Origin of the sequence: Streptomyces sp. I05A-00742 (assembly GCF_013055795.1) — a bacterium.
Taxonomy (GTDB): domain Bacteria; phylum Actinomycetota; class Actinomycetes; order Streptomycetales; family Streptomycetaceae; genus Streptomyces.
In genome coordinates this window covers 20,801-45,495 of record NZ_JABETO010000045.1, presented here as the reverse complement: position 1 = coordinate 45,495, position 24,695 = coordinate 20,801, and the positions used below count along the sequence as shown (strand labels likewise).

The window sequence follows — 24,695 nt, the reverse complement described above, 5'->3', positions numbered from 1 at the left end:
CGAACAGCCGAAACCATGCAAGTGATGGTTGGTTGGGTTAATTTCATAGTGTTTCGGTGGTCATTGCGTTAGGGAAACGCCCGGTTACATTCCGAACCCGGAAGCTAAGCCTTTCAGCGCCGATGGTACTGCATGGGGGACCGTGTGGGAGAGTAGGACGCCGCCGAACAAAATTTGATGAAAAGCCTCGGGCTTGGATCGTGAAAACGATCCGGCCCGGGGCTTTTCTGCGTTCTGCGTTCACGCCATGTGCGCCAATTCCTCCTGGCGCACCGCCCCCACCAGAGGCTCCCCACGAGCCAGTCGCCCCACCTCGTCCACCGCGAAGACACCGAGCCGCCGAACCTCGCTCCCCTGCGAGCCGGCGATATGCGGTGTGAGGAAGACGTTCGGGAGCGAGAACAACGGGTGCCCGACCGGCAGAGGCTCGGGGTCGGTCACGTCGAGGAAGGCGTCGAGGCGGCCCGAGGCGCATTCCCGTACCAGTGCGTCCGTGTCGATCAGTGATCCGCGGGCCGTATTGATGACCACTCCGCCGTCAGGCAGCAGAGCCAGCCGCTCGGCGTTCAGCAGGTGGCGGGTTTCCGGGAGTTCCGGGGCGTGGAGGGTGAGGACGGAACTGGTTGTGCACAGGGTGTGTATATCGACGAGCTCGACGCCCATCCGTGCCGCTTCCGCGGCCGGGAGGTATGGGTCGTGCACCAGCACCCTGTAGCTGGCGTCGGACGCGCGCAGACGGGAGACGACCCGTCGTCCGATACGTGACGCGCCCAGGACCCCCACGGTCCTGCCGTCCGCGCCTTCCCGTTCGCGGAATGTGGGCCAGTGGCCGGCACGGTATCCGGCGGTGGCGCCGAGGGCCCTCTTCAGGGCCAAGGTGATCTGGGCGAAGGTGAATTCGGCGACCGGGCCGGCGTTGGCTGCGGCGGCGGAGGAGACGGTGAGCCCGCGTTGCCACACCGCGGGGGTGATGACGTGCTTCACGGATCCGCCCGCGTGCACCAGGGCCCGTAGCCGTGGGGCGTCGGCCAGGGTGGGGCCGTCCAGGACGAGGGAAGTGCCCCAGCCGGTGACGAGGACGTGCGCGTCCGCCAGGGAGCCGGCCGGTGCCGTGCAGGCGGCGAGGCGGGCGCGCAGGTCCGGGGGCAGGATGGCGGCTTCCTGGTCGCGGCCCATGGCCACGAGTACGCGCAGATGCTTCACGTCCGTCACCTTCCGCGCTTTGCCCGTCCCCCCTGTGGGGGAAACGTCCGCCGATATCCGCCGTTGTTCCAGAGGGTGAGAACCCGCCACCATCTTCGAGTGCACCACATCCTGCGTGGCCGATTCGGCACCCTTCCCCCCCGCTCCACCGCCGCCGTGGAACGTGCTCGTCGTCCATGGCGGCCTGCGAGCCGTTGGGCGGGCAGGGCTTCCGCGTTGCCGTCACCCTCCCCGTGATGGTGGCGACGACCAGGAGCTGGTGCGCGGCGGCTTCGCCATGATCCTGTCCGCGCAGCCCGACATGGGGGTGGTCGCGGAGGCGGGGACGGTGCGGCGGCGGTCGCCGCGGTCCGCGCGCACGCGCCGGACGTCGTGCTGCTCGACGTCCGGATGCCGGGCATGGACGGGATCGAGGCGGCTCGGATCGCCTGTGCGGAATCGCCCACCAAGGCGGTCATGTTGACCACGTTCGACCAGGACGACTACGTCTACGACGCGCTGCACGCCGGCGCGAGCGGCTTCCTTCTTAAGGATGTTCGCCGGGGACGCGCTGCTGGCGCCGTCCGTGGCGCGCCGGCTGGTCGCGGATTTCACCCGGCGCGGGCCGGAGGCCCAGGAGGACGGCGGGCGGCGGGACGTGCTGGCGGCGCGGGAGCGCGAGACGCTCCTGCTCCTCGGGCAGGGGCTGTCGAACTCGGAGGTCGCCGCTCAACTGATGGTCAGCGAGCAGACGAAGCTGGGGCTGCGGGACCTGGTCCAGGCGGTCACCTGCGCGTACGAGACGGGGCTCATCGCGCCCGGAGCGGGCTGGCTCGTCAGGGCTGGAGCGGGCTGGACGGAGCTTCTGCCGGAGGCGCGCGGTCTCCCTCCCCCACGCGAGGGGCATCCGCCCCGCGCGGGATCGCCCGCGTCGGCGATGTGCCCGGCACCCCGCCGCGCCCAGCATGGAGGACGAGCCGCCCCCCGTCTGGGGAACCACCGTGGCCCTGTACCTCCCCGCCGTCGTCCGCCTCGTCGGGGCGCGCAACACTTACGGATCCGGAGAACGAGGTCACCGCCCTCGCGGGAGTCGATCTGAGCTTCCGGGCCGGGACCTTCACCGCCGTCATGGGCCCTTCGGGGTCGGGCAAGTCGACGTTGTTGCAGTGTGCGGCCGGACTTGACCGGGTGGACGGCGGACGGGTGGAGCTCGCGGGGGCCGACCCGGGCGGCGCTGCCCGAGATGGAGCTGACCGTGCTGCGCCGCTCCCGCGTCGGCTTCGTGTTCCAGCACTTCAATCGCGTTCCCGCAGGGTGCCCGCCATGCTGCGTCGGGCGGTGGACGGACACGGGCGGACGGTCGTCATGGTCACCCACGACCCGGTGGCCGCGGCCACCGCCGACCGCGTGGTGTCCTGGCCGACGGCAGGGTCGTGGACGACTGGACCGGCCGTCGGCGGCGGGGTCGCCGCCCGGATGACGGGGCTGGAGGCGGCCGCGTGCTGACCCTCGCCCTGGCGACCCTGCGCACCCGCCGGGCCGGGTTCGCCGGTGCCTTCCTCGCGCTCGTCCTCGGCACCGCGGTGATCGCGACGATGGCGCTCACCCTCGCGGCCACCTTCGGCACCCCGCCCCCGGGTCCGCAGCGCTTCGCCACCGCACCGACCGTCCTCGTGCCCGCCGATCCGCGTGGCGACCGCGCGCGCCTCCCGGCGTCCCTCCCGGACCCTACGGTCGCCTGGGTGGCCGCCACGGGGAGGGTGATGGCCGACCGCAGCTTCGACGCCACGGTGGCTGGGGGCGCGCCGGGTGGCCGTACGTCCTCCCGGGCCTGGCGCGCGGTGGGCCACGCCTGGTCGGCGGCCGGCTTCGGCCGGTACCGGTCGGCTGCGGGCCGCGCGCCCGCCGCGGACGGCGAGGTTGTGGTCGGCGGGCGCGGGAGTGAAGGGGCGTGCGCCTACGGGGCGTTGGACCGTCGAACGTTGAACTGACGAACGCTGAAAGAGTGAACGTTGGGTCGATGAGTGTGAAGTCACCGAATGTTGAGTCGACGGACCTTGAGTCGACGAACGTTGAGCTGATCAGCGTTCAGTCGGCCGGCGTCCAGGGGGGCAGCGTTCATCCAGTCAGCGTGCGGCGGGGCCAGCGGGACCGGGCCTGTTCCTCGGAGCGCATCAGCGCCAGCGTCGGCATGCCGAGTTCGGCGCCGTCCTCCAGCAGGTCCGGGAGGGCGGGCAGGGGTGCGACGGCCGCGATGTCGTCCAACACCAGGGTGAGTGGTGGGTCGAGCCGACCGGAGGGTGACCGTTCGGCCACGCCCCGGCCGCGCTCGACCACGTTCGCGGCGAGTGCGGTCAGCAAGGGCATCGCACCCGGGCGGGTGCGGGGATCCTCAATCGCCTCACCCACCACGTAGAGCGTTCCCATCTCGGCGACGAATGATTCCAGCGCGAGCGCATCCGACCGATTTGGATTGCAAGCATCACGGATATGGACTGATGTCAGCGCATTGAGTGCACGGGCCGTCAACTCCTGGGCCATGTCCCTTCGTTCGGGGTGCCCGGTCAGCGCCGACTCCAGTTCGCCCGCCGCGCCGCCCGCCGCCTTGGGGCTCGTCCGCAGGATCCGTACGGGTTCGTGGGCCGAGGTGCCCTGGGCCCAGCGGTGCACTTGCCGGAACGGTCGGCCGTCCACGGCCGCGGCGTGCAGCCAGCAGCGCAGCAGTGTCTCGGCCGTTTCCGCGGTGACGGAGTCGAGGGCGCTCAGCGGCCGTACGGGCGCGAGCAGTGCGGCGGCCCGGGCGGCGGCCGTGGCGCGGGACTCGCAGCCGGCGGCCGGGTTCCAGCGGAGCCGGTCGGGGGTGTCGAGGAGGTGCCCGGGGTCGAAGACCCGGACCGGGCCGAGCTTGGCGCGGGAGTCCTTGGTGTCCGCCCACAGCCCGGGATCGCTGGTGGTGACCAGTACCGGACCTGCGGCTTCCAGGATCGCGCGGGTCGCGACGGCGCGGCGGTCGGTGCCGTAGACGACGCGTTCGGGGGCGGCGGGGGTGCGCGGGGACGGGACGTGCGGGGCGGGGGGCTCGGGGGTGTCCTGCGCCGGACGGCCGGGGGCGGGTGTGGGGGCGGGCGCGGGCGCGGGTGCGGGTGCCTGGGGTCGCGGTGGTTCCGGCTGCGGCGCCGCTGCTTCGGTGGGGTTCGCCGGGACGTGCTCCTGTGGGGGCTGCGGTGGCTCCGGGGTGTTCAGGGGCCGCACCTCCCGCCCCTGCGTCTCGCCCTGCTCACGCTGCGCTGCCGCCACCGGCCCGTCGACCCCCACCACAGCGTCCCGCCGGACCCGCCGGACCCTCTGGACCCGCCGGACCCGTCGCCACCGTGCGAACGTGCCCAGCGCGAACACCAGCAGCACGGCCATCACCAGCGCCTCGCTGATCGCGACGCCCCAGAACAGCCCGTACCCCGACAGCTCGTCCGGCGGGGTCTCCGGCCAGGCGGCGGGCAGGTCGCGCGGGTCGGACATCAGGTGCCGCAGCGCCTGCGGCGTCTGCATCAGGGAGACGCCGTCCGGCCAGCCGCCGGAGACGAAGAGGCCGGCCAGCCCGGTCGCGGACCACACCAGCAGCGTCACGCCCAGCAGGAAGGCCAGGACGCCGACCAGCAGGCCGTCCGGTACTCCGCCGGTGCCCCGCCCGTCCGCGGGCCCCGAACCGTGGGCCACGGTCAGGCCACCGTCGACCGGGGCGACGACCCGTACGCCTCGTCCGGATACCGTTCCATCGCCGCGGCGGCCCGTTCCGCCGCCGCGGCCTCGGCCAGCAGGTCGCGGTCGGGGCCGCCGTCCTCGGTCATGGCGCGGTCGGTGTAGACGAGCGGCCGTTCGACGTCCGTGATCAGGTGTTTGACCACCTGGACGTTGCCGTTGACGTCCCACACGGCGATGCCGGGGGTGAGGGTCGGGATGATCTCCATGGCCCAGCGCGGCAGGCCGAGCACCCGTCCGGTGGCGCGTGCCTCGTCCGACTTCTGCGCGTAGATCGTCCGGGTCGACGCCATCTTGAGGATGGCCGCGGCCTCCTTGGCCGCGGCGCCGTCGACGACGTCGGAGAGGTGGTGCACCACCGCGACGAACGACAGGCCGAGCCGCCGGCCGAACTTCAGCAGCCGCTGGAACAGCTGTGCCACGAACGGGGAGTTGATGATGTGCCAGGCTTCCTCGACGAGGAAGATGCGCTTCTTGCGGTCCGGGCGGATCCAGGTGTGTTCGAGCCAGACGCCGACGATCGCCATCAGGATGGGCATGGCGATGGAGTTGCGGTCGATGTGCGAGAGGTCGAAGACGATCAGCGGGGCGTCGAGGTCGATACCGGCCGTCGTCGGCCCGTCGAACATGCCGCGGAGGTCACCGTCGACCAGCCGGTCCAGCACCAGCGCCACGTCCAGGCCCCAGGCCCGTACGTCGTCTATGTCGACATTCATCGACTCCGCCGACTCGGCCTCCGGGTGGCGCAGTTGCTCCACGATGTCGGTGAGGACGGGCTGCCGGTCGGTCACCGACTCGTTGACGTAGGCGTGGGCCACCTTGAGCGCGAAGCCGGACCGCTCGTCGAGACCGCGGCCCATCGCGACCTCGATGATCGTGCGCAGCAGGGCGAGCTGTCCGGTCGAGGTGATCGACGGGTCGAGCGGGTTGAGCCGGATGCCGCCGTCGAGGGCCGCCATGGGGTCGAGCCGGATGGGGGTTATGCCGAGCTGCTGCGCGATGAGGTTCCACTCGCCGACGCCGTCCTCGCCCTGCGCGTCCAGGACGACGACCTGCCGGTCCCGGAAGCGCAGCTGGCGCAGGACGTACGTCTTCTCCAGCGCCGACTTGCCGTTGCCGGACTCGCCGAGGACCAGCCAGTGCGGGGCGGGCAGTTGCTGGCCGTAGAGCTGGAACGGGTCGTAGATGTAGCCCTTGCCGGAGTACACCTCGCGCCCGATGATCACGCCCGAGTCGCCCAGGCCGGGCGCCGCGGTGGGGAGGTAGACGGCCTGCGCCTGCCCGGTGGAGGTGCGCACGGGCAGGCGCGTCGTCTCCACCTTCCCGAAGAGGAAGCTGGTGAAGGCGTTGGAGATGGACGTGAGCGGATCGAGCACGGCAGTCGCCCCTAGGTATAGCGTCGGCAGGCGTCGGCCGGCGGCCTCTGACGGCGGCCGGCCTTGGCTGGCGTCGTCTAGCGTCGGATGCCGGTCGCGAACGGCAGCGTGTTGACGAAGGCCCGGTGGTGCTCGCGGTCGCACCACTCCAGCTTGAGGTAGCTCTTGCCGGCCGACGCTCTTATGGTCCGTTTGTCGCGCGCCAGTTCCTCGGGGGAGCGCGAGGAGACGGTGATGTAGCCGACGAGGTTGACGCCCGCGGCTCCGCTGGCGAGGTCCTCGCCGCGCTGGTCGACGCGCGAGTGGTGGGCGACGTCGCGCGGGTCGACCACCCGGTTCATCTTGGCGGCGCGGGAGGCGTCGGCGTCGTCGTTCGTCTTCTCCGTCAGCATCCGCTCGATGGCGACGTCCGTGGGTTCCAGGTCCATGCAGACGGCGACCGTGCGGATCACGTCCGGTGTGTGGACGAGCAGCGGGGCGAGGAAGTTGACGCCCACCGGCGTCATCGGCCACTCCTTGATCCATGCCGTGGCGTGGCACCAGGGCTCGCGGGTCGAGGACTCACGGGTCTTCGCCTGGAGGTATGTCGGCTGCATCGCGTCCAGCTCGGCGGGCCAGGCATTGCGCTGGGTCATGGCCTGGATGTGGTCGATCGGGTGGTCCGGGTCGTACATCGAGTGCACGAGCGAGGACAGCCGGCTCTGGCCGAGCGGCTGCCGCACCCGGATGTCCGCCTCCGCCAGCCGCGCGCAGATATCCGTCAGCTCGCGGGCCATGACCACGGCCAGCCCGCCGTCCCGGTCCAGCTTGCGCTTGCCGCCGCCGTGCCGTGAGGCGCGGGCGATGGCCTGGGCCTCGGCGGACAGGTCCCGGGTGAAGTGCATGCAGGCGACGAGGTACGCCCGGTGCTGCTCGGACGAGGTCGACACCATCGACTGCAGCTGGTCGTAGGAGTCCTTCAGCCACTCCGGCGACTTGTTGTCGCCGCGCCGCTCGACGTCCTTCGCGTGCGCGTCGGGGTCGGCGGGCAGGGTGCGGGCCAGCATCTGGAGGCGGGTGACGTACCCGTCCCCGTTGGCGACGTGCTTCAGCAGCGTGCCGAACCGCTCGACCAGCGCCTCCTGGTCCTCCGAGTCGCGCAGGCCCACCCCGGGCCCCTCGATCTCGATCGCCGCCGTGACGGTGCGCCGGTCGGCGTGGAGCAGCACGGCGATCTCGTCCGGGCCGAAGGGCGCCGACAGCCAGTTGATCCGCCCGATGCCGGGCGGCGGACCGACCTCCACCTCACGGCCGTCCAGCCGGGTGCCGGCCTCGACGGCGCCGGAGCGGTAGGCGACGCCGCGCCGCACACTGCGCTTGAAGCTGCGGTTGATCTCGAACCATTTGTAGAACGTGCGCTGCTTGTACGGCACGTACACGGCGGCGAGCGCGAGCGCGGGGAAGCCGGTGAGCGTGAGGATCCGCAGCGGGAGGATCGGCACCAGCAGGCCGCACATCATCCCGAGGAACGCCCCCGCGATGATCAGTCCGATCTCCCCGGTCTCCCGGTTCTTGCCGACGACCGCGTTGGGGCGGGCCCGGCCGATCAGATACGTACGGCGGGCCGCGACCGGCTGGGACTGCGCCTCGATCGTCAACTCCGCTCACCTCCAGAGGTATTGCCGTTGTTCTGTGCGCGGGGTGGGGCGGGTGAGGCGGAGGAGCTTCCTCCGGTTCCGCCCCCGCCCGCCCCGCCGGGGGGACGGCGCGCGCTGTGGGCGGCGACACCGCCGGAGACGGGGTTCGCCGGCCGGGCGGCCTGGACGCCTCCGCCTCCGCCCCCGCCTCCGCCTCCGTTGCCCCGGGCGCTGTGCGTCGTGATGCCCTGCTTGACCAGCGAGGCGGGAGAGGAGATCACCGCGGCGGCCTGGCGGGACGCCACGTCCTTGCTGGCGTTGCGGCTGCTGATGATCTCGTCACCGAAGCCCGGGACGAAGCGGTAGATCATCGCGCTCGCGAAGATGGCCAGAATGATGATCGCGAGCCCGGACACGACGGCCGACAGCTCCTTCGGCCCCTGCCCGGAGGAGAGCGCCCCGGCGAGCGCCAGCACGATCACGATGATCGGCTTCACCAGGATCACCGCGATCATGATCCCCGCCCAGCGGCGGACGTGTCCCCACATGTTCTTGTCGACGAGCCCCGAGTAGACCGCCGTGCCCAGCAGCGCCCCCGCGTAGAGCAGGGCGGCCCTGATCACCAGTTCCAGCCACAGCACCCCGGCCGCCAGGACGGAGACCATCGACACCACGATCAGCATGATCGGGCCGCCGCCGATGCCCTCGCCCTTCTTCAGCGCCTCCGCGAACCCGCCGAAGAACTGGTCGTTCTTCGCTCCGCTGCCCGATGCGATCACATCCGTCACGGCATCCGTCGCCTGCACAACCGTGTACAGGATCAACGGCGTAAACGCCGACGCCAGCACCGTCAGCCACAGGAACCCCACCGCCTCCGTAACCGCCTCCGTGAACGGCACCCCGCGCACGGCCCGCTTGGCGACCGCGAGCAGCCAGAGGACGAGCGTCAGGATCGTGGACGCGGCGAAGACGACGGCGTACTGGCGGAGGAACGTGCCGTTGGTGAAGTCGACGTTGCTGGTGTTCTTGACCGCCTCGGACAACTTCTGGACCGTCCACTGCGCCGCTTCCGCGCAGCCCTTGGCCAGGGCGGCGGCGGGGTCGATGGCGGTGGCGGAGTCGGGGGGGCCTTTGGGGGCTTTGTCGGTGGGGGATTGGCAGTATTGGCGGGCGGGGCCGACGATCAGGTCACAGCTGTCCTTCGTGGAAGAACCGGGTGACGGCGTCACACTGCCGCCGGGTGACGGTGTCACACTGGTCCCCGGCGAGGGAGCAGTGCTGCTCCCGGGGGTTGGCCCAGGACTACCGCCCGGCGTCGGAGGTGGTGTCGGCGCTGCGATGGCACGGCTCGCCAGGAGAACGACGGCAGTTTGAACACTTGCCAGAACGGCAGTCAGTGCCATGGCACGGCGGGGCCTAGCGGCCATAGGTGAACCCTCCGTACTGCTGGACTGCCTTGGAGATCTCGTCGGCCGGTGAAGCAGCCTTGTCCCCGCTGACTGGTGCCGGGCCGCTCTTCTGGGAGAAGGAGTCCACCTTCCAGTCACCATCGACCCACCGAAGCGCGATCGTCATGGTGAACCAGTCATTGGCCACAGGGTTCGTCGATCCGACGCCCGCAGTGCCGTAGACGCCCGTGCACCAGACCTCCACCGATGCGGCGGAGGCGCTGTATTCGGTGATCTTGGAACCCACGGGCATCGTGCGGGATACGTACGTCATACCCTTGGCGGCGTTTCCCTGCTCGTTCAAGCCGAGCTTGGCCAGGAAGTCCTTCGAGTAGGTCTTGTCGAACTTGTCCTGCAACTCGGAAGTCTTATCGCCCGCGAAGACCTTGGGAATGATCTCGTGCCGCCGGTCGGGCTTGACGATGTCGGCGGAAACCAGCACCGCCGCGTAGTTCGCCGCCGCGGACTGAGCCCCCTGCTCGTCATGAGCGAACCCCGAAGGAATCCCCCCGTTCTTCCCCTCCACCGGCTTCACACCCGAAGGCGCCGTCGCACTGCTCGACCCCTTGGCCGACGACCCCCCGCTGTCGTCGTCCGACGACGATTCATCGCCGCCTCTGTTGGCGAACGCGATGGCAGCGATGAGGAGCACGACCACCGCCACGACGGTGATCAGGTTCCGGCTCGGCCGTACCGTGCGGCGCTGGGGGGCGTACGGATCGACCTCGCCCTCGGGCAGCCGGGTGCGGGTCAGGTGGTGGTCGTCGGCGTCGTACCCGCCGTAGCCACCGTGGTCACCGCCGGAGCCCTGACCGCTTCGGTAGCCGTCGTCACCGAGACTCATCGCGTGCCTGCTCCCTCATGCGTCGTCGCGGGCGTGCCGCCATGAGACGACGGTAGCGGTGCGGGCGGTTTCCGGGGGGAGGGCGTGAGGGAGTGAGGGGGCATCAGGAAGCAGCCTCGGGTGGGGGGACACGCGGGTGAGCGGTTTCGCGCGGGGCGGGGGCGCCGGTCGGTCGCGTGGAGGGACGGGGGTCACGGCCGAGGGGCGGCCGGAGGGCAGCGGTGTCCGCCGGCCGGGGCGGTCGGACCCGGCGGACACCGGATCACACGGCCATGCCGTAGACGATCGTGAAGAGCGTCCCGAGCGAGCCGATGATGAACACACCGGTCAGGCCCGCGACGATGAGCCCCTTGCCCTGTTCCGCGCTGAAGGTGTCGCGGAGTGCCGTCGCTCCGATGCGCTGCTTCGCCGCGCCCCAGATCGCGATGGCGAGGCAGAGCAGGATCGATACGGCCATGATGACCTCGATCATCACCCGGGCCTCACGGCCCAGGCTGCCGAACGGCCCCCAGTTCGGGGCGATTCCACCGATAATGGTGTTGATGTTGCCTTTTCCGGCCGCCAAGAACATTCGTAACTCACCGCCCCTAGAGGGTAGTTGTGCCGCGCCTGCCGCACGGCAAAGGTCGGTACCTATCTTCGCTGACGATGCCGCACTTGCATGTCGACTTGGCGGCATTTTTTGACGGGACCTGCATATGCCGACGGCACCCCCGGCCCGGACGCCCCGTCGATGCGCCCGTCGTTGTCAGTGGGTAGCCCTATGGTGACTCTGTGTATCACGCAAGCCCACGGTGGGCAATGGGTGTGATGGCAGGGGGGGGTACGGATGTTCGGGGATCTGCTCGTTCGGTCGGTAGTCTGTGGGGGCCGCCTTCGTACGCGCCGCGGAACGCGGCCGCCGGGCTGGTTCATCGCGTTCATCGCACTCATCGCCTGGTTCGTGGGGTGCGTCGAGTTCAAGGGTGGTAGGGGTGCTGGTTGCCGAACGCTACCGGCTGGGGGAGTTGCTCGGCCGGGGCGGAATGGGCGAAGTCTGGCGCGGCCAGGACGAGGTGCTGGGCCGTCAGGTCGCCGTAAAGCTGCTGCTCGGCGACGACGGCGACGACTCCGCCGCCCAGCGCTTCCGGCTGGAGGCCCAGACCGCCGCCCGCCTGAATCACCCTCAAGTGGTCTCCGTCTACGACTTCGGGTCCTGGGACGGCCGCTTCTACCTCGTCATGGAACTGGTCAACGGCCCGAGCCTGGCCCAGCAGCTGGCCGCCCGCGGTCCGCTGTCGCCGGCCGGGGTCGCGGACGTCGCCTCCCAGGCGGCGGCGGGCCTGGCGGCCGCCCACCAGCAGGGGGTCGTCCACCGGGACGTGAAGCCGGGCAACCTCATGCTGGACCGCAGCGGCACGGTGAAGATCGGCGACTTCGGCATCGCCCGCTTCGTCGACGAGACGTCGGCCGGGCTGACCCGGGCCGGTCAGATCGTCGGTACGAGCACCTACCTCGCCCCGGAGCGCGCGCTGGGGCGCATGGCGGGACCGGCCTCGGACGTCTACGCGCTGGGGTGCGTTCTCTACCACTTGTTGGTCGGCCAGCCGCCGTTCTGGGCCGAGAGCCCCACCGCGCTGCTCTACCTCCACGTCGACACGCCGCCGGCGCCGCCGCGGCAGCACCGGGCAGACGTACCGCAGGCCCTCGACGACTACCTGTTGCGGATGCTCGCCAAGGAGCCCGAGGCACGGCCGCCGGCGCAGGAGGTGGCGGACTGGTTCGCGAGCGGGGCCTGGCGGAACGGCCAGCAGCCGCTGCTGCCCATGGGGGCATCACCCGCCGCGGCGCCCCCCTCGCCCATGCCCCCGCCCATACCCTCGGCTGCACCGGGTCCGCTCGCGGCTCCGGCCACCGGTCCCGCGCACGCCCCGGCCCCCATACAGCCGCCGCACCCGGGCCACCCGCCGGTCATGCCCGGGACCGTCCACGACGCGATGCTCCACCAGGAGAGCGTGACGACGTACGCCCTCCCGGGCTCCCCGGCGACGCGCTCGACCCCCGCTCTGCCCGGACACCGCCGGAGCGACGCAGGCCGGGCCAAGCCTGGGCGCGGAGCGCCCGGCAAGGGCCTGCGCAACCCGAAGACCCTGGCCGGTGTGGTGGCGGGGGTGGTCGCCTTCGCCGTGGCGGCGGTCATCGGGGCGTCCGTGTTCGCCTCGGACGGTGGCGACNCGACGCAGGCCGGGCCAAGCCTGGGCGCGGAGCGCCCGGCAAGGGCCTGCGCAACCCGAAGACCCTGGCCGGTGTGGTGGCGGGGGTGGTCGCCTTCGCCGTGGCGGCGGTCATCGGGGCGTCCGTGTTCGCCTCGGACGGTGGCGACGACAGCGGGGGCCGCCGGGACGGCGGGCAGTCCGAGGAGATGAGCGAGCGGCTGCCGCAGGACGGCGATGGCGCGGACAACGCCCGGCACGTGACACCCACGGCCGCGCCCCCGCAAGTGCAGGGAAACCGGGACGCCGGGAGCGTGAAGAAGGACGGCGGGAACGAGAAGAAGAAAGGGAAGAAGGAGCAAGGTCCCGCCCGGCACGGCCAGCACGAGCAGTCCGACCGGCACGAGCGGAACGCGGACGCCCAGGACGACGACGAGGGTGACGAGGGCGACGACTGACCGGCTCAGTCAGTGACGACTGCCGGCGCGTGTGCTCAGACGCCCTCGACGAAGTGGTCGAACTCGCCCGCCTTCACGCCGAGGATGAAGGCGTCCCACTTGCGCTCCGTGGTGATGACGACCTTCTCCGGAGTGGTGTTCTCGCGGAGGTAGACGTGCCCGTCGCCGTCGAACGCGACTTCGAGGTACGTGGTGTCCGTCGGATCGTCCGTGGCCGGGATCCAGTTCAGGCCGTCCGGTACGCGCTGCGGCACGTAGCCCCCTCTCGTGACGTCCCCACGCCCGGGGCGACGGGGACCAGTTGCGACGCTGACGTCCGCCCACGATAGAGGAGAGGAGCGGGGAAGAGGGCTGCCACGAATGCTCGTCCTACTGCCTACTGCCTACTGCCTACTGCCTACTGCCCACTGACTACCGCCTACCGGTAGCCGGCCGGCTCGCGTTCCCTCTCCGGGGCCGGGCAGCTCTGAGCCCTGCCCCTGAGCCGGCGCAGCATGCGGGCGTCCTGGAAGCCGACGGCGCGTGCCGCCGATTCCACCGTCGAACCCTGGGCGATGAGGTGTTCGGCGTGCTCGACGCGCAGCTCCTGCTGGTAGCGCAGGGGTGTCAGCCCGGTGGCGTGGGTGAAGTGACGGGTGAGGGAGCGTTCGCTGAGGCCGACGGACGAGGCGAGTTCGGCGAGGCGCAGGACGGAGGTGTAGCGGGAGTCGATGAGGTCCTGGGCGTGGTGGACGGCGTCGCTGAGGTGGGCGCGGTGCCGCAGCATGGCGCTGTGCTGCTGGTCGTCACCGTTCCGCCGGGCGAACACGACCATCTCGCGGGCCACACGCGCCGCGCTCGCCGCGCCGTGGCGGGCGGCGACGAGGTGGAGGGCCAGGTCGATGCCGCTGGCGATCCCGGCCGAGGTGATGATCCGCCCGTCGGTGACGTACAGCACGTCCCGCACCACCTGTGCCTTCGGGTAGCGCCGCGCCAGTTCGTCCTGGACGTCGTGGTGCGTGGTGCAGCGCCGCCCGTCGAGGAGACCGGCCCGGCCCAGGGCGTCCGCCCCGGCGCAGATGCTGGCGACCGTGCCGCCCGCCGCGTGATGGGCGACGAGCCGGTCGAGCGTCGCCCGGGACACCCATCCGTTCTCCCGCAGGAGGCGCGAGCGCCAGCCCGGCACCACCACCAGGTCGTCCGGCGCCAGCGCGGGCCAGTCGGTCGCGGCCCGCAGGGTGATCCCCTGGGCCGATGGGACGTCTTCCTGCTCGCCCACGTACGCGACGTCGTAGCCGTGCCCGAGGTCGTTCGCCGTCGAGAACACCTGGGCGGGTCCCGCGAGGTCCAGGAGGTGGAGCTGCGGGACGAGCAGGAAGACGACCCGGGTCACGATCCGGTCAGCTCCTCGGTCAGCTCGTCGACAGTTGCGATCCGCGCGAACCGGCCCGCCAGCGCGTACTCGGTGCGGGCCACGATCGCATCGGTGGTCAGCGTACGCGGGTCCGCCAGGATCTCCTCCAGCGTGCGGCCCTCGGGGGCGTCCCAGTGCTCGATCGGGTGCGTGGCGGTCGCGTCGGTCACGAACGTCACGTCGTACCCGAGGTCCGAGGCCACCCGGGCCGTCGTCTCGCAGCACTGCTCAGTGCGGATTCCGCTGATCAGGACCTCGCGGATACCCCGCTGAGTGAGGAGCTGCTGGAGGTTGGTCGTGGTGAAGGCATTGTGCGACGACTTCACGAGCACGGGCTCGTCCGCCCCCGGTTCCAGCCCCTCGATCGGCCGGTTGAACCCCCGCTCCGGGTCGAAGACGGAGCCACTGCCCGGCTCCGAGTGCAGGATCCAGACGACCAGTTCGCCCTTGGCCCGCTGGGCCTCCACCAGGCGGTTGACCTTCCCGACGATGTCGGGGTTGTCCGTGGCGGCCCAGTTGGCCCGCTGCCGGAAGGATTCCTGGACGTCGATCACGATGAGTGCGCTGTTCATGCGTTCATCTTGTGGCTCGGAGGGGGCCTCGCTGAAGGCTCGATCGTGCCCGGACCCGGAACGATCCGGTCATGGGTGGCAGGGTGCCGCTCCGTCCTCAGTAATTGGAGATTCCGTAGCACGATTCCCGGACAAAAGGGTCGCTGCCCCGCCCCGATCCACCACTCTCCAACCGTCAACCATCCCCAGCCACCCCCGGGCCCGCCCTTCCCCAGCCGGCCGCCTTTCGACGCGCGCAACGACGATGCGGGCGGACGGCAGAGCACTGGCCATGTAAACCGCCCACCGTTGCCGCCCGGGCGGCGGCCGTCCGATCACCGTCGGCCGGGGCCCCCGAGACGCCCGCTCCGGGCTTGGGAGAGGAGGGAGCGGAGGGAAGCGGGGGTGAGGGTGAGAACGGTCTCGGGGCGGTCGCTCTCGCGGAGGTGGAGGGTGCCGGGCCCGACACGGGCTACTTCCACGCAGTCCTGGCTACCGATGCCGCTGCTGAAGCTCGACTTCCTCCAAAGGGAACCTGACACGTGTCTGTCCTCACAGGGGCGGATGGCAAGCACTGGGTGCGGTTCTCTGACCGCCTGATCGCCATCGACTGGGACGGCCGAAGTCGAGCTCGCGGTCGAGGCGCCCGCTCCGGGCTTGGGAGAGGAGGGAGCGGAGGGCCGCAGGGGTGAAGGTTATGGCGGTCTCGGGGTGGTTGCTCTCGCGGAGGTGGAGGGTGCCGGGCGCGAGGGCGGTCACCTCCACGCAATCGCCGTTGCCACCGGGGGCGCTGAAGCTCGACTTCTGCCAGGGTGCCTCTCGCATGGGACGCCTTTCAGAGGGTGTACAGCAAGTGTTGAATGAGGCTCAGTGAGTCTCTTCTCGAAGGGAACTCGCATTCACTTCGAGGGGCAATCGTCGGCAGAGCCAGTTTCTGTAGGTCATCGAACAACTCGGCGAAGCCCCCAAGATGTTGCTGCTCGTTGAGGAAGGGAGATGTCACCGGCTGTTCGACGTAGACGGTGCCGAGCTCCGGGACGGCCGCCTCGAAGACGAGGAAGGGTGTGCTGAAGATGGGTGGACGGACATCGTTCTTGAACGGCAGGAGCTGGATCCGCACATGAGGCAGGCGCGCCATGCGGACCAGGTGCTCGATCTGATCACGCATGACGTCCGGCGGCACGAATTGCATGCGCAGAGCGGTCTCGTGGATCACCGCATGGAACCGCAGGGTGCCCGACAGGACGGCATGCTGTCGCCGCAGCCGGAATTCGATGTACTTGTCGCGAAGTGTCGGGTCAGTGTTGGGTCCGCCGCTCTCGATGAGCGCCCGGACGTATTCGGGTGTCTGAAGCAGGCCCGGCACGTACAGCCACTGGAAGGAGCGGCACGACACGGAGGTCGACTCCAGCTCGGCCAGGTCGAGGGCCTGGGCATCCATGTGGCGCTTGTAATCGGACCACCACCCGCGCCCGGTTGCCCGACTCATGGTCGCCAGAGCATCAACCAAGGGCTCTGATCCGCAACCGTACGCGTCAGTCAGAGCCCGCAACTTCACCTCGGGAATGGCTGTACGAGCCGCCTCGATGTGCCCCAAGTGGGGCGGGCCGAGCCCTGCCGCTGCCGCGGCTTCGCCGACGGACAGTCCGGCGGAAAGACGGAGTCTGCGCAATTCGATGCCCAAGCGGCGCTGTCGTTGAGTCGGGTTGGCGCGTAGGCCCATGCAAGCCCTCCTGTGGATCGTCAGCAGTCTGCCTGGTTTTGGCCGGCGGGGACCACTCGTTGGTGGCAATCTCCCTTGGTGGGTTGCAGATAGGAAACTTCAATCCCCTACGGTCGATCCGACCGCCCTCCCCGCCGCCGTAAGCCGGAAGCGCACCGTCGCGCGGGCCCGGTCCGCCCGGTTGCCATCCCACAACCGGGCTGGCCGCGCCGTGTGCGTGTCGACGGCAATGCCACCGCACGTGAACGGGCGGGCACCGGTGAACCCAAGGAGTCACGCATGTGTCCCATCACCACCCTGGCCCCGGCTGCCGACCCGTACCCTCACCTCCGTCCCCGCACCGACTTCTCCCTCCTCTTCCCGCCCACCCCCGCCTGGGTGGGGGCTGCCCGTGAGGCCGTCCGGACGGCCATCAGCGAGGTCCACGCGGCGGAACTGACCGAAATGGCAATGCTCCTGACGTCCGAGCTGGTCACCAACGCGATCGACGCCTGCGAGCGCACCGGTTGCCCGACGCCCGTCGGGCTGCACGTGGAGTGGGCGACGGGTGGGGTGCGGGTGCATGTGCGGGACGACGCCCCCGGGCTGCCCGTGCCGGTCATGCCGCGGCGCTGGGAGCCGGACGAGCGGCCGGAGCGCGGCAACGGGATGCTGATCGTCGGGGCGTGCGCCACGGACTGGGGTGTCTGCCGGCACGGGCCGGGGACGGGGAAGACGGTCTGGTTCCGGCTCGCCTCCTGACGCGGCGCGCGGCGCGCGGCTCGTGAACGCCCGCCCAGGGGAGGCCTGAACTGTTGCCGGTCCCACAGGGACGAGGCCCCTCCGGACCGCACTCCTTATGGCAAAGTCTGGGCCGTGGAACCCCTGCGCCCTCACGATCCTCCGGTCATCGGCCCGCACACCGTTCTCGCCCGGCTCGGCAGCGGTGGGATGGGACAGGTGTACCTGGGCAGGTCGCCGGGCGGGCGGCAGCTCGCGATCAAGGTGGTCCGGGACGACTTCGCCCAGTCCGCCGAGGCGTTGGCGCGTTTCCGGCGCGAGGTGGAGACGGTGCGGGCCGTGCGCAGCGCGTACACGGCCAACCTGGTGGACGCCTCGCTGGAGACGACGCCGTACTGGCTGGCGACCGAATACGTCCCAGGGCCGACCCTGACCGAGGTGACGCGCGCCCGCGGGCCGCTCCCGCAGGAGACCTGCTTCCGGCTGTTCGCCGCGCTCGCGGAGGCGCTCGCGCAGGTGCACGGGCACGGGATCACCCACCGCGACCTGAAGCCGCACAACATCATCCTGTCGCCGGTCGGCCCGAAACTGATCGACTTCGGGATCGCCCGGGGTGCCGAACAGACGGCCCTCACCCGGACCGGTGTCGCGCCCGGTACCCCCGGTTACACCGCCCCCGAGGTCATCACCCGTAATGAAGTCACCGCCGCGGCGGACGTGTTCGCCCTGGGCGCCACCATGGCCTGCGTGGCGACCGGCCGTCCGCCGTACGGCGAGGGGTCCCTGGAGTCCGTCGTCTACCGGGTCGTGCACGGCGCCGTCGACGCGGAGGGGGTGGATTCCGCCCTCGCCGAACTGATCCGCGCCTGCACCGCCGCGGACCCGGCCGTGCGGCCCGCCCCCGCCGAGGTCATCGCCCGGTGCGCGGTGACGTCCTCGCTCGTCGACGACCCGGTGTACCGGTCGCTGGCCGACCTCGGCGAGCGGGCGCCGGACGACGTCCCGGCGGCGGTCGCGGCGGGGCTCATACCCGCGCGGCCCACGGGGGCCGCGTACACGCCGACGTACGTGCCGCAGATGCCGCCCGGGCCGCCGCAGCAGCGGCGTTCGCGCCGGGGGCTGGTCTATGCCGCGGCGGCCGTGGCGTCGGTCGTCGTCGGAGGGGTGGCGGCGTACGGCGTGATGAAGCCGGGAGGGAGCGAGGACCGGGAGGCGTCCGAGGGCCGGAAGGCGTCGGAGGCCGTGGCGCAGGACGTCGGCCGGCCGACTCCCGGGGCTTCGGGCGCCGGCGGGGGCGCCAGTGGGAGCGGGGGCGGGGGCGGGCCGAAGGTGCCTCCCGCGTACGTGGAGGCGACGGACGGCTACCGCGGCTCCTGGCAACACAAGGAGGGGGGCCAATCTTTCGAGGGCGAGTGCAGCACCCCGCCCACGGAAGGCATCGACAACCTCCAGATCTCCATCACTGACCCGCAGAACCCGGACGGGGAGACGCCTCCGGGCAAGGTGAGGATCGGGTTCCGCCTCAAGTACGTGGACGACAAGCCGAAGACGCCCTACTACGTCTCGGTGGCCGTCAAGTCGCCTCACTGGATCGACGAGAAGACCGGCAAGCCGCACCCGCACCAGGGGAACATCGGAAATCTCGATCTCGGCTACACCACCGAGCCGGTGAACCTCTTCGCCGATGACCCGCAAAAGTGGGTGTACCGCACCTTTCCCGACGACTTCGGCAGGACGGTGCGGGGTGGGACGGAGGCGACGCGCGTCCCGGTCACCAACGACCCGGGTAGTTGGACAGTGAACTTTCTCCACGTCAAAAGCCCCAAGGAGTACGCCAGCTTCGCGTGCGGCGGATTCCTCGTGGAATAGAGGAGGCAACCGGTCGGGGGCGCCGTGAGAGGCGTGAGCGGCCGTCGGAGCAGGGGGCGCACGGGCTTCGGTGCGGGGAGGGCGCGGGCACGCTCCGGGATGCGCCCCTGAGCCACCTTGTGGCTTTCCCTGATCCTCCCCTGAACTACGGGTACATGACGGGCCAGTGGGGGAGAATCGCGGGGTGCGGAAGTGGTGGGTGGGTGTCGGCGTAGGCATCGGAATGTGCCTGAGTCTCCTCGGGCTGCTCTTCTTCGCGATGTTCAGCATGGCCACGAACCTCGGAGGCGGGGCGCGTGGCGCGGTGGGACTGGCGAAGGGGGCGGTCCCGGTCGCCTACCAGCCGTTCCTGGAGAAGTGGGGCAATCTGTGCGAGGCCATAACCCCTGCCCTGCTCGCCGCCCAGCTCTACACGGAGAGCAACTGGAAGCCGGACGCGAAGAGCCCCGCCGGTGCTCTGGGCCTGGCGCAGTTCATCCCCGAGACATGGGCCCGGTACGGCGTCGACGGCAACGGTGACGGCAGGCCGAACATATGGGAACCGGCGGATGCCATCGCCTCCGCCGCCACCTACGACTGCGCGCTGGCGAAGGACGTCAAGGGCGTGCCGGGGGACGCCACCAACAACATGCTGGCCGCCTACAACGCCGGGCCCTACCGCGTCATCCAGGCGTCCGGCGTCCCGTCGATCACCGAGACCCAGGGCTACGTCAAATCCATCCGCAGCCTGGAGAAGAGCTTCGCCCGCCCCGTGGGCCGCGTAGCGCCCTCGCAGCAGGCGGCCGGGGCGATCTACTTCGCGCAGGCGCAGTTGGGGAAGCCCTACCTCTGGGGCGGGGACGGTGGTAAAGAGGACGGCGGGCGGTTCGACTGTTCGGGGTTGACGAAGGCGGCGTACGCGTCCGTCGGGATCGAGTTGCCGCGGGTGGCGAACGACCAGTGGAACGCCGGGCCGCACCCGAAGCGGGACGAGCTGATGCCGGGGGACCTCGTCTTCTTCGCGCACAACCTGAACGACCCGCGTTCGATCCATCACGTGGGGCTGTACGTGGGGGGCGGGTACATGATCAACGCGCCTCACACGGGTGCCGTGAACCGGTTCGACAAAATCGATACCCCGGATTACATCGGTGCCACGCGCGTGACGGATGCGGGGGCGAAAGCGTTGCCCAGGCCGAACGGCGTGTGAACCCTGGGCCTCCTGCTCCAGCCCCGGTCACCCTTGGATAACGTCCTGGTGATCATTGGGTGGAGAGCGGAACGCCGGGTCGGAGAGGCGCGTTCCATGGGGGTGGGCGAGCCGCGCCTCACCATGGGCGCACGGACCACGGGGGTTTGGCAGCTGCACCGAGCTACAGGCGACAGATAAGGGGGCACCACATGCCCGGACACGAGGCGGTCCATCCCCTGGCGGATGCCAAGGGAGGCTCGTCGGGCCCCGACGTCAGCCTGCTCTACGACATCAACGGACTGGCCAAGGACGCCCCGGGCTGGGTGGACCGCACGATGGAGTTCATCGGCGAGTACGGAATCGTGTTCGGCCTCGGCGTTCTGATGGTCTGTGCGTGGTGGAGCGTGCGGCGGAGCCCGGACGCGGCCGGCGGGGTGGCCGCGCTGCTGTGGGCGCCGTTGGCGGCGGGCCTCGCGCTGCTGGTGAACGTGCCGATCCGCGGCTTCGTCCGGCGGCCCCGGCCGTTCCTGGAGCACCAGGGGATCGACGTCCTGGTCAAGGGCAAGACCGACTTCTCGTTCGTCAGCGACCACGCCACGCTGACGATGGCGCTGGGCGTGGGCCTGTTCGTGGCGCACCGTAAATACGGACTGGTCGGCATCGGCCTCGCGTTCCTGGAGGGCTTCTGCCGGGTCTTCATGGGTGTGCACTACCCCACGGACGTGATCGGCGGGCTGGCGCTGGGGACCGCCGTGGTGCTGCTCCTGGCGCCGCTGGCGATGATGCTGCTGACGCCGCTGACCGTGCGGGTCGCCGGGACCAGGGCGGGGCGGCTGGTCCACTCCCGTCGGGCGCCCGCGCCGATCGTGGTCGCCGAGGAGCCGGAGGCGGTTACGGGCCGTCAGGCGCACCATGGCGATAAGGGATTGGCTGCCTAGGGGGCGAACACACACCCCCCGGGCGCGCGCCGCGGCCCCGGTCCCCATCCACCGGGGGCCGGGGCCGCGGCGTGTATCCGCGTCTACAGCGCCTGCGGGAAGCTGAACACCCGCTGCGGGTCGTACTGGCGCTTCAGCTTCGTCAGCCGGTCCGAGGCGTCCCCGTAGTAGGCCCGGCGCCAGTCCTTCAGACCCGCGTCCGCGTAGTTCTGGTAGGCGGCGCCGGACGCGTGACGGCGCATCGCCGCGTGGAGGCCGTCGAGCCAGGCGACCTGCGGGCCGCCGGACGCCGCGGTCCCCCATGAGGTGAGGTACTGGGCCAGGAACCGCGAGCGGCGGTGCACGAACGCCGTGTCCAGCGGCTTGACGCGGTTGACGGCGCCGCCGAGCGCCGTCAGCTGGATGGATCCGCCGCCGCCCCCGCCCCGGCGGCCGAACCGCTCGGTCTGGTCGAGGAGCGTGCGGATGCCGGCCGCGTTCAGCGAGCGGTCGTAGAAGTCGGAGCGCGCGGCGTACGTCTCGCGGCCGAGCCTGCCGGCCTTGTCGCGGCCGGGGGTGCGGCCCGGCAGGTGGGATTGAGGGAGGGTCAGGTCGGCGCAGCCGGCGTAGCGGCGCATGCTGTCGAGGTACGAGCGGCTGCGCACCGAGATGCTCGCCTTGCCGCCGCCGACCTTGGCGGCGAGCTTGTCGAGCGCGTTGGCGAGGCCGCCCTTGGTGCCGAGGGAGAAGGCGGCGACGGCGATGCGCGGGGTCCGGCCGGGGGTGACGGCGAGGTCGCAGGCGGACCAGATCTCGTCCGGCTGGGTCGGTCCCCACTCCTGCCAGGCGCGGATGACGTCGGCGGCCTTGGCCCAGGGCCAGGAGACGTAGCCGGTCACGCCGTCGCCGACCCGCCGGGTGCGGAACCGGAGTTCGGTGACGACGCCGAAGTTGCCGTTGCCCGCGCCGCGCAGGGCCCAGAAGAGATCGGCGTTGTGCTTGGCGTCGCACTCGACGGTCTTGCCGTCGGCGGTGACGAGGGTGGCGCCGGTGAGGCTGTCGCAGGTCAGGCCGTACGCCCGGGAGAGGACGCCGTGGCCGCCGCCGAGGGTGAGGCCCGAGACGCCGACCGTGGGGCAGGAGCCCGCGGGGATGGTGACGCCGTGCGCGGCCAGACCGGTGTAGACGTCGATGAGCTTGGCCCCTGCGCCGATGACGGCGGACGAGGAGGTGGGGGTGCGGATGGTCTTCATCCGCGACACGTCGAGCACCATCCGGCCGTCGCCGCCGGACCAACCGGCGTAGCTGTGGCCGCCGTTGCGTATGGACACGGGTATGGAGAAGCGGCGGGCGAAGGACAGGCACGCGGCGATGTCCTGGGTGCCCGCGACGTACGCGACGCCGGCCGGGCGCTGGGTGTCGAAGCGGGTGTTGTACAGCTGCCTGGCGGTCGCGTAGTCGGCGTCGCCGGGTCGTATGAGGCCGCCCTTGAGGCCCTTGCCCAGGGCCGTCCAGTCGGCGGCGCGGACCTTGGCGGCGCGCGCGGCGCCGGACGTACCGGAGGCGGCGGGGGCGGCGGGGGCCGTACGGCCCGCGGGGGCCGCCGGGGCCGCGACGGCGGTGCCCAGGGCGGTCGGGGCGGCCCAGGCCGCCGCTGTCAGTCCCGTCGCCGCCGTCAGCAGAGTGCGCCTGTTCATGGCCGTGTTCGCCCCCATAGTTCCCGTGTTCCCCGTGTTCCCCGGAATTCCGGTCTTCCCCGTGTTTCCCGTCCGGCTTAAGGAACAGATGATCGGGAAGCGGGAACGGTTCCCGCCGGCTACCCCCGCTACCCCCGCGTGGCCTCCGCGAGGTGCCCGTCCGCGTCGGTGCGGGCGAGGGAGCGGGCCCGGCGGGCGGGGCCGAGCCAGCCGCAGGTGCAGCGGGCGGTGCAGAAGGAGCCGCGTTCGCTGGTGCTGATGCGGTGTTCGGCGGTGGAGTGCGCGGGCTGCGCGGAGTGCGTCTCGGACACGCCACCACGCTACCGGCCGGGGCGGGGGCGGGCCGCCGTCGCCCCGGGGCCGTGACGGCGGCCCGGACGCGGTCGTTGGAAGAGAACAGGTTCCACCAGCACGCGGCAGGGAGCTGACGGTCATGGCGGTGCAGGGGCACAGACGCAGGATCGCCGTGGCCATGGCCGTGGCGGGTGGCCTCGCCCTCGGTCTGCTGGCTGGCGGCTGTGCCGAGTCCGACCAGGGCGAGGAGCCGCAGGACGGGCTCGGCGGCGGGAGCGCCGGGGTGCGGCGGGCGGTGCGGACGACCGACGCGGTGCGGCCCGGCCGGGCGGTCGAGGCGATGCGCGGGGTGCGGGAGGCGCTGGTGGGGGCGGGCGGTGCCCGGGTCCGTACGACCATGGAGACGGAGAGCGGCGGCACCCGGCTGACCATCCAGGGCGTGGGGGTCTACGACTTCGCGCGGCCCATCGGCACCTTGACCGTGCTGGTCCCCAAGGACGCCCGGGGCGCCGCCGAGCACCGGCCGATCACCGAGGTGTTCACACCGGGCGCGCTGTACATGAAGAACCGGGGCGCGGGCGTCCCCGTGGACAAATGGGTACGCATCGACACGGGCACCCTCGCCGACGGCGACCTGCTCACCAGCGGCGCCACGGACCCCCTCGCCGCCGCCGAACTCCTGGGCGGTGCACGGGAGGTGACCTATATGCGCGACGAGGGCGTGGACGGCGTCCCGGTGCGCCACTACTGGGGGAAGATCGACCTCGCCGAGGCCGCGCGCCTCGCCCCCGCCCGCGACCGGGCCGCGCTCCTCGCGGCGGCGAAAGGGTTCTCCTCGGGGACCGTCTCCTTCGACGCCTTCCTCGACGACGCGGGTCTGCCGCGCGTCCTGCGTTACCGGTTCAGCGTCGCGGACGGGGAGGAAGACGCGGAAGAAGGGGATGAGGGGGAGAGAACGGGGAAAGCGGGGAGGAAGAGCGGGGCTCCGGCCGGCCCCGCGTCACCCGCCGCCGGTGCGCCGATGACCGTGGTCTCCACGGTCGAACTCAGCTCCTTCGGATTGACGCCCCATATCGCCCTGCCCGCACCCGGCGATATCTATGCGGGGACCGTCGCCTCCCCCCGCAAATAGCGGGGCCGGGCCTGATTGGCCATGGAAATGGTCCTTCTGTGCCATGCGCGGCGTGTGTACCGATCACTAACCTGGAAGCCGGACCCGTAAGACGCAAGGCCCGAGGAGGTGAATCACGTGGTTTCGCGGCGCGGTTCGTCGCCCGGTCCGGATCCCGTGGCCCTCATCGAGATCGACCTCTACGGTGAGTTGATGATCGCCGCAACGGGCGCGGCCGAGGAACGGCTCAGTCCGGACCGCATCGATGAGGTGCTCAGAGTCGTACGGTCGCGGCGGCCCGGCCCGCCCGGCGACGCCGACGGCTGACCCGGCGGCTGATCGGACGGCCGGCCCGGCGGGGGTGGGGCGGGGGGCGG

Annotated in this window: 25 protein-coding genes, 1 rRNA gene and 1 pseudogene; 12 read left to right on the top strand and 15 right to left on the bottom strand. The window is 71.2% G+C overall.

The features are described 5' to 3' along the window. Positions 1–52: 52 nt before the first annotated feature. A 5S ribosomal RNA gene (gene rrf, locus HN013_RS28210) occupies positions 53–169 on the top strand. 71 nt (positions 170–240) lie between these two features. On the opposite strand, the gene HN013_RS28205 is transcribed toward rrf, so the two are convergent. Next, positions 241–1,176 (bottom strand): hydroxyacid dehydrogenase, encoded by a 936-nt coding sequence (locus HN013_RS28205; protein ID WP_171171167.1) that lies wholly within the window; start codon positions 1,174–1,176, stop codon positions 241–243. A gap of 304 nt (positions 1,177–1,480) precedes the next feature. Here HN013_RS28205 and HN013_RS28200 point away from each other — a divergent pair. The 3 genes and pseudogenes from HN013_RS28200 to HN013_RS28190 all read left to right on the top strand — a co-directional run. Further along, positions 1,481–2,008 (top strand): annotated as a pseudogene (locus HN013_RS28200) (response regulator); the annotation flags it as partial. 497 nt (positions 2,009–2,505) lie between these two features. Then, on the top strand, positions 2,506–2,688 hold the full coding sequence (locus HN013_RS33375) for a hypothetical protein (RefSeq protein ID WP_249375517.1): 183 nt from the start codon (positions 2,506–2,508) through the stop codon (positions 2,686–2,688). After that, positions 2,682–3,173 (top strand): hypothetical protein, encoded by a 492-nt coding sequence (locus tag HN013_RS28190; RefSeq protein WP_171171156.1) that lies wholly within the window; start codon positions 2,682–2,684, stop codon positions 3,171–3,173. Before HN013_RS33375 ends, HN013_RS28190 begins: the two co-directional genes overlap by 7 nt. 127 nt (positions 3,174–3,300) lie before the next feature. Here the strand turns inward: HN013_RS28190 and HN013_RS28185 are convergent, their stop codons facing one another. From HN013_RS28185 to HN013_RS28160, 6 genes are all read right to left on the bottom strand, one after another. Next, complete coding sequence (locus HN013_RS28185) at positions 3,301–4,896, bottom strand: type VI secretion protein (protein WP_312018736.1); 1,596 nt, start codon at positions 4,894–4,896, stop codon at positions 3,301–3,303. 2 nt (positions 4,897–4,898) lie between these two features. Next, positions 4,899–6,314, bottom strand: a complete 1,416-nt coding sequence (locus HN013_RS28180; RefSeq protein WP_171171154.1) for an ATP-binding protein — start codon at positions 6,312–6,314, stop codon at positions 4,899–4,901. Positions 6,315–6,391: 77 nt separating this feature from the next. Then, positions 6,392–7,945 (bottom strand): SCO6880 family protein, encoded by a 1,554-nt coding sequence (locus HN013_RS28175; RefSeq protein WP_171171162.1) that lies wholly within the window; start codon positions 7,943–7,945, stop codon positions 6,392–6,394. 2 nt (positions 7,946–7,947) lie between these two features. Next, positions 7,948–9,357 carry a hypothetical protein gene (locus HN013_RS28170; protein WP_249375507.1) on the bottom strand — a complete coding sequence of 470 codons (1,410 nt, stop codon included), beginning with the start codon at positions 9,355–9,357 and terminating at the stop codon, positions 7,948–7,950. Continuing rightward, positions 9,347–10,222, bottom strand: a complete 876-nt coding sequence (locus HN013_RS28165; protein WP_171171151.1) for a hypothetical protein — start codon at positions 10,220–10,222, stop codon at positions 9,347–9,349. Before HN013_RS28165 ends, HN013_RS28170 begins: the two co-directional genes overlap by 11 nt. A gap of 262 nt (positions 10,223–10,484) precedes the next feature. Continuing rightward, entirely contained in the window at positions 10,485–10,793 is a 309-nt protein-coding gene (locus tag HN013_RS28160; protein WP_171171149.1) for a hypothetical protein, read from the bottom strand. A 403-nt stretch (positions 10,794–11,196) separates the two neighbouring features. Here HN013_RS28160 and HN013_RS28155 point away from each other — a divergent pair, with 403 nt between their 5' ends. Both HN013_RS28155 and HN013_RS28150 read left to right on the top strand, forming a co-directional pair. Beyond that, positions 11,197–12,627, top strand: coding sequence for a serine/threonine-protein kinase (locus tag HN013_RS28155; RefSeq protein WP_171171147.1), 1,431 nt, complete (start codon positions 11,197–11,199; stop codon positions 12,625–12,627). Continuing rightward, complete coding sequence (locus tag HN013_RS28150) at positions 12,624–12,872, top strand: hypothetical protein (protein WP_171171145.1); 249 nt, start codon at positions 12,624–12,626, stop codon at positions 12,870–12,872. Before HN013_RS28155 ends, HN013_RS28150 begins: the two co-directional genes overlap by 4 nt. Before the next feature lie 35 nt (positions 12,873–12,907). Here the strand turns inward: HN013_RS28150 and HN013_RS28145 are convergent, their stop codons facing one another. From HN013_RS28145 to HN013_RS28120, 6 genes are all read right to left on the bottom strand, one after another. Next, positions 12,908–13,126 carry a DUF397 domain-containing protein gene (locus HN013_RS28145; protein WP_171171143.1) on the bottom strand — a complete coding sequence of 73 codons (219 nt, stop codon included), beginning with the start codon at positions 13,124–13,126 and terminating at the stop codon, positions 12,908–12,910. Between the two features lie 164 nt (positions 13,127–13,290). Beyond that, complete coding sequence (locus HN013_RS28140) at positions 13,291–14,244, bottom strand: GlxA family transcriptional regulator (RefSeq protein ID WP_171171141.1); 954 nt, start codon at positions 14,242–14,244, stop codon at positions 13,291–13,293. Continuing rightward, positions 14,241–14,837 (bottom strand): cysteine hydrolase family protein, encoded by a 597-nt coding sequence (locus HN013_RS28135; RefSeq protein ID WP_171171139.1) that lies wholly within the window; start codon positions 14,835–14,837, stop codon positions 14,241–14,243. The genes HN013_RS28140 and HN013_RS28135 overlap by 4 nt, the downstream gene beginning before the upstream one ends. Before the next feature lie 314 nt (positions 14,838–15,151). Then, complete coding sequence (locus HN013_RS33370) at positions 15,152–15,358, bottom strand: DUF397 domain-containing protein (protein WP_171171137.1); 207 nt, start codon at positions 15,356–15,358, stop codon at positions 15,152–15,154. A gap of 10 nt (positions 15,359–15,368) precedes the next feature. Then, complete coding sequence (locus HN013_RS33365; protein ID WP_171171135.1) at positions 15,369–15,641, bottom strand: DUF397 domain-containing protein; 273 nt, start codon at positions 15,639–15,641, stop codon at positions 15,369–15,371. 10 nt (positions 15,642–15,651) lie between these two features. Beyond that, on the bottom strand, positions 15,652–16,539 hold the full coding sequence (locus tag HN013_RS28120) for a helix-turn-helix transcriptional regulator (RefSeq protein WP_171171134.1): 888 nt from the start codon (positions 16,537–16,539) through the stop codon (positions 15,652–15,654). A 279-nt stretch (positions 16,540–16,818) separates the two neighbouring features. Here HN013_RS28120 and HN013_RS28115 point away from each other — a divergent pair, with 279 nt between their 5' ends. From HN013_RS28115 to HN013_RS28100, 4 genes are all read left to right on the top strand, one after another. Continuing rightward, the gene (locus HN013_RS28115) at positions 16,819–17,280 is read left to right on the top strand and encodes an ATP-binding protein (protein WP_171171132.1); all 462 of its coding nucleotides are present in this window, start codon (positions 16,819–16,821) and stop codon (positions 17,278–17,280) included. Between the two features lie 114 nt (positions 17,281–17,394). Then, positions 17,395–19,128: a serine/threonine-protein kinase gene (locus HN013_RS28110; RefSeq protein ID WP_171171130.1), complete on the top strand. Its 1,734-nt coding sequence runs from the start codon at positions 17,395–17,397 to the stop codon at positions 19,126–19,128. 184 nt (positions 19,129–19,312) lie between these two features. After that, positions 19,313–20,317, top strand: coding sequence for a bifunctional lytic transglycosylase/C40 family peptidase (locus HN013_RS28105; protein ID WP_312018735.1), 1,005 nt, complete (start codon positions 19,313–19,315; stop codon positions 20,315–20,317). Between the two features lie 191 nt (positions 20,318–20,508). Then, positions 20,509–21,237 (top strand): phosphatase PAP2 family protein, encoded by a 729-nt coding sequence (locus tag HN013_RS28100; RefSeq protein ID WP_171171126.1) that lies wholly within the window; start codon positions 20,509–20,511, stop codon positions 21,235–21,237. Positions 21,238–21,320: 83 nt separating this feature from the next. Here the strand turns inward: HN013_RS28100 and HN013_RS28095 are convergent, their stop codons facing one another. Together HN013_RS28095 and HN013_RS28090 are read right to left on the bottom strand one after the other, a co-directional pair. Further along, positions 21,321–22,913, bottom strand: a complete 1,593-nt coding sequence (locus tag HN013_RS28095; RefSeq protein WP_171171124.1) for an FAD-binding oxidoreductase — start codon at positions 22,911–22,913, stop codon at positions 21,321–21,323. A 128-nt stretch (positions 22,914–23,041) separates the two neighbouring features. After that, on the bottom strand, positions 23,042–23,224 hold the full coding sequence (locus HN013_RS28090; RefSeq protein ID WP_171171122.1) for a hypothetical protein: 183 nt from the start codon (positions 23,222–23,224) through the stop codon (positions 23,042–23,044). 122 nt (positions 23,225–23,346) lie between these two features. Here HN013_RS28090 and HN013_RS28085 point away from each other — a divergent pair, with 122 nt between their 5' ends. Then, the gene (locus HN013_RS28085) at positions 23,347–24,339 is read left to right on the top strand and encodes a hypothetical protein (protein WP_171171120.1); all 993 of its coding nucleotides are present in this window, start codon (positions 23,347–23,349) and stop codon (positions 24,337–24,339) included. Between the two features lie 117 nt (positions 24,340–24,456). Continuing rightward, a complete protein-coding gene (locus tag HN013_RS28080) occupies positions 24,457–24,645 on the top strand; it encodes a hypothetical protein (RefSeq protein WP_171171119.1) in 189 nt (62 codons plus the stop codon). The last annotated feature ends 50 nt before the right edge of the window (positions 24,646–24,695 follow it).

Excerpts from the sequence above, each read along its gene's own strand:
- HN013_RS28205 (WP_171171167.1), bottom strand. The coding sequence starts at position 1,176 with ATGGGCCGCGACCAGGAAGCCGCCATCCTGCCCCCGGACCTGCGCGCC.
- HN013_RS33375 (WP_249375517.1), top strand. The coding sequence starts at position 2,506 with ATGCTGCGTCGGGCGGTGGACGGACACGGGCGGACGGTCGTCATGGTC.
- HN013_RS28170 (WP_249375507.1), bottom strand. The coding sequence starts at position 9,357 with ATGGCCGCTAGGCCCCGCCGTGCCATGGCACTGACTGCCGTTCTGGCA.
- HN013_RS28165 (WP_171171151.1), bottom strand. The coding sequence starts at position 10,222 with ATGAGTCTCGGTGACGACGGCTACCGAAGCGGTCAGGGCTCCGGCGGT.
- HN013_RS28160 (WP_171171149.1), bottom strand. The coding sequence starts at position 10,793 with ATGTTCTTGGCGGCCGGAAAAGGCAACATCAACACCATTATCGGTGGA.
- HN013_RS28150 (WP_171171145.1), top strand. The coding sequence starts at position 12,624 with ATGAGCGAGCGGCTGCCGCAGGACGGCGATGGCGCGGACAACGCCCGG.
- HN013_RS28135 (WP_171171139.1), bottom strand. The coding sequence starts at position 14,837 with ATGAACAGCGCACTCATCGTGATCGACGTCCAGGAATCCTTCCGGCAG.
- HN013_RS33365 (WP_171171135.1), bottom strand. The coding sequence starts at position 15,641 with ATGCGAGAGGCACCCTGGCAGAAGTCGAGCTTCAGCGCCCCCGGTGGC.
- HN013_RS28120 (WP_171171134.1), bottom strand. The coding sequence starts at position 16,539 with ATGGGCCTACGCGCCAACCCGACTCAACGACAGCGCCGCTTGGGCATC.
- HN013_RS28115 (WP_171171132.1), top strand. The coding sequence starts at position 16,819 with ATGTGTCCCATCACCACCCTGGCCCCGGCTGCCGACCCGTACCCTCAC.
- HN013_RS28100 (WP_171171126.1), top strand. The coding sequence starts at position 20,509 with ATGCCCGGACACGAGGCGGTCCATCCCCTGGCGGATGCCAAGGGAGGC.
- HN013_RS28095 (WP_171171124.1), bottom strand. The coding sequence starts at position 22,913 with ATGAACAGGCGCACTCTGCTGACGGCGGCGACGGGACTGACAGCGGCG.
- HN013_RS28085 (WP_171171120.1), top strand. The coding sequence starts at position 23,347 with ATGGCGGTGCAGGGGCACAGACGCAGGATCGCCGTGGCCATGGCCGTG.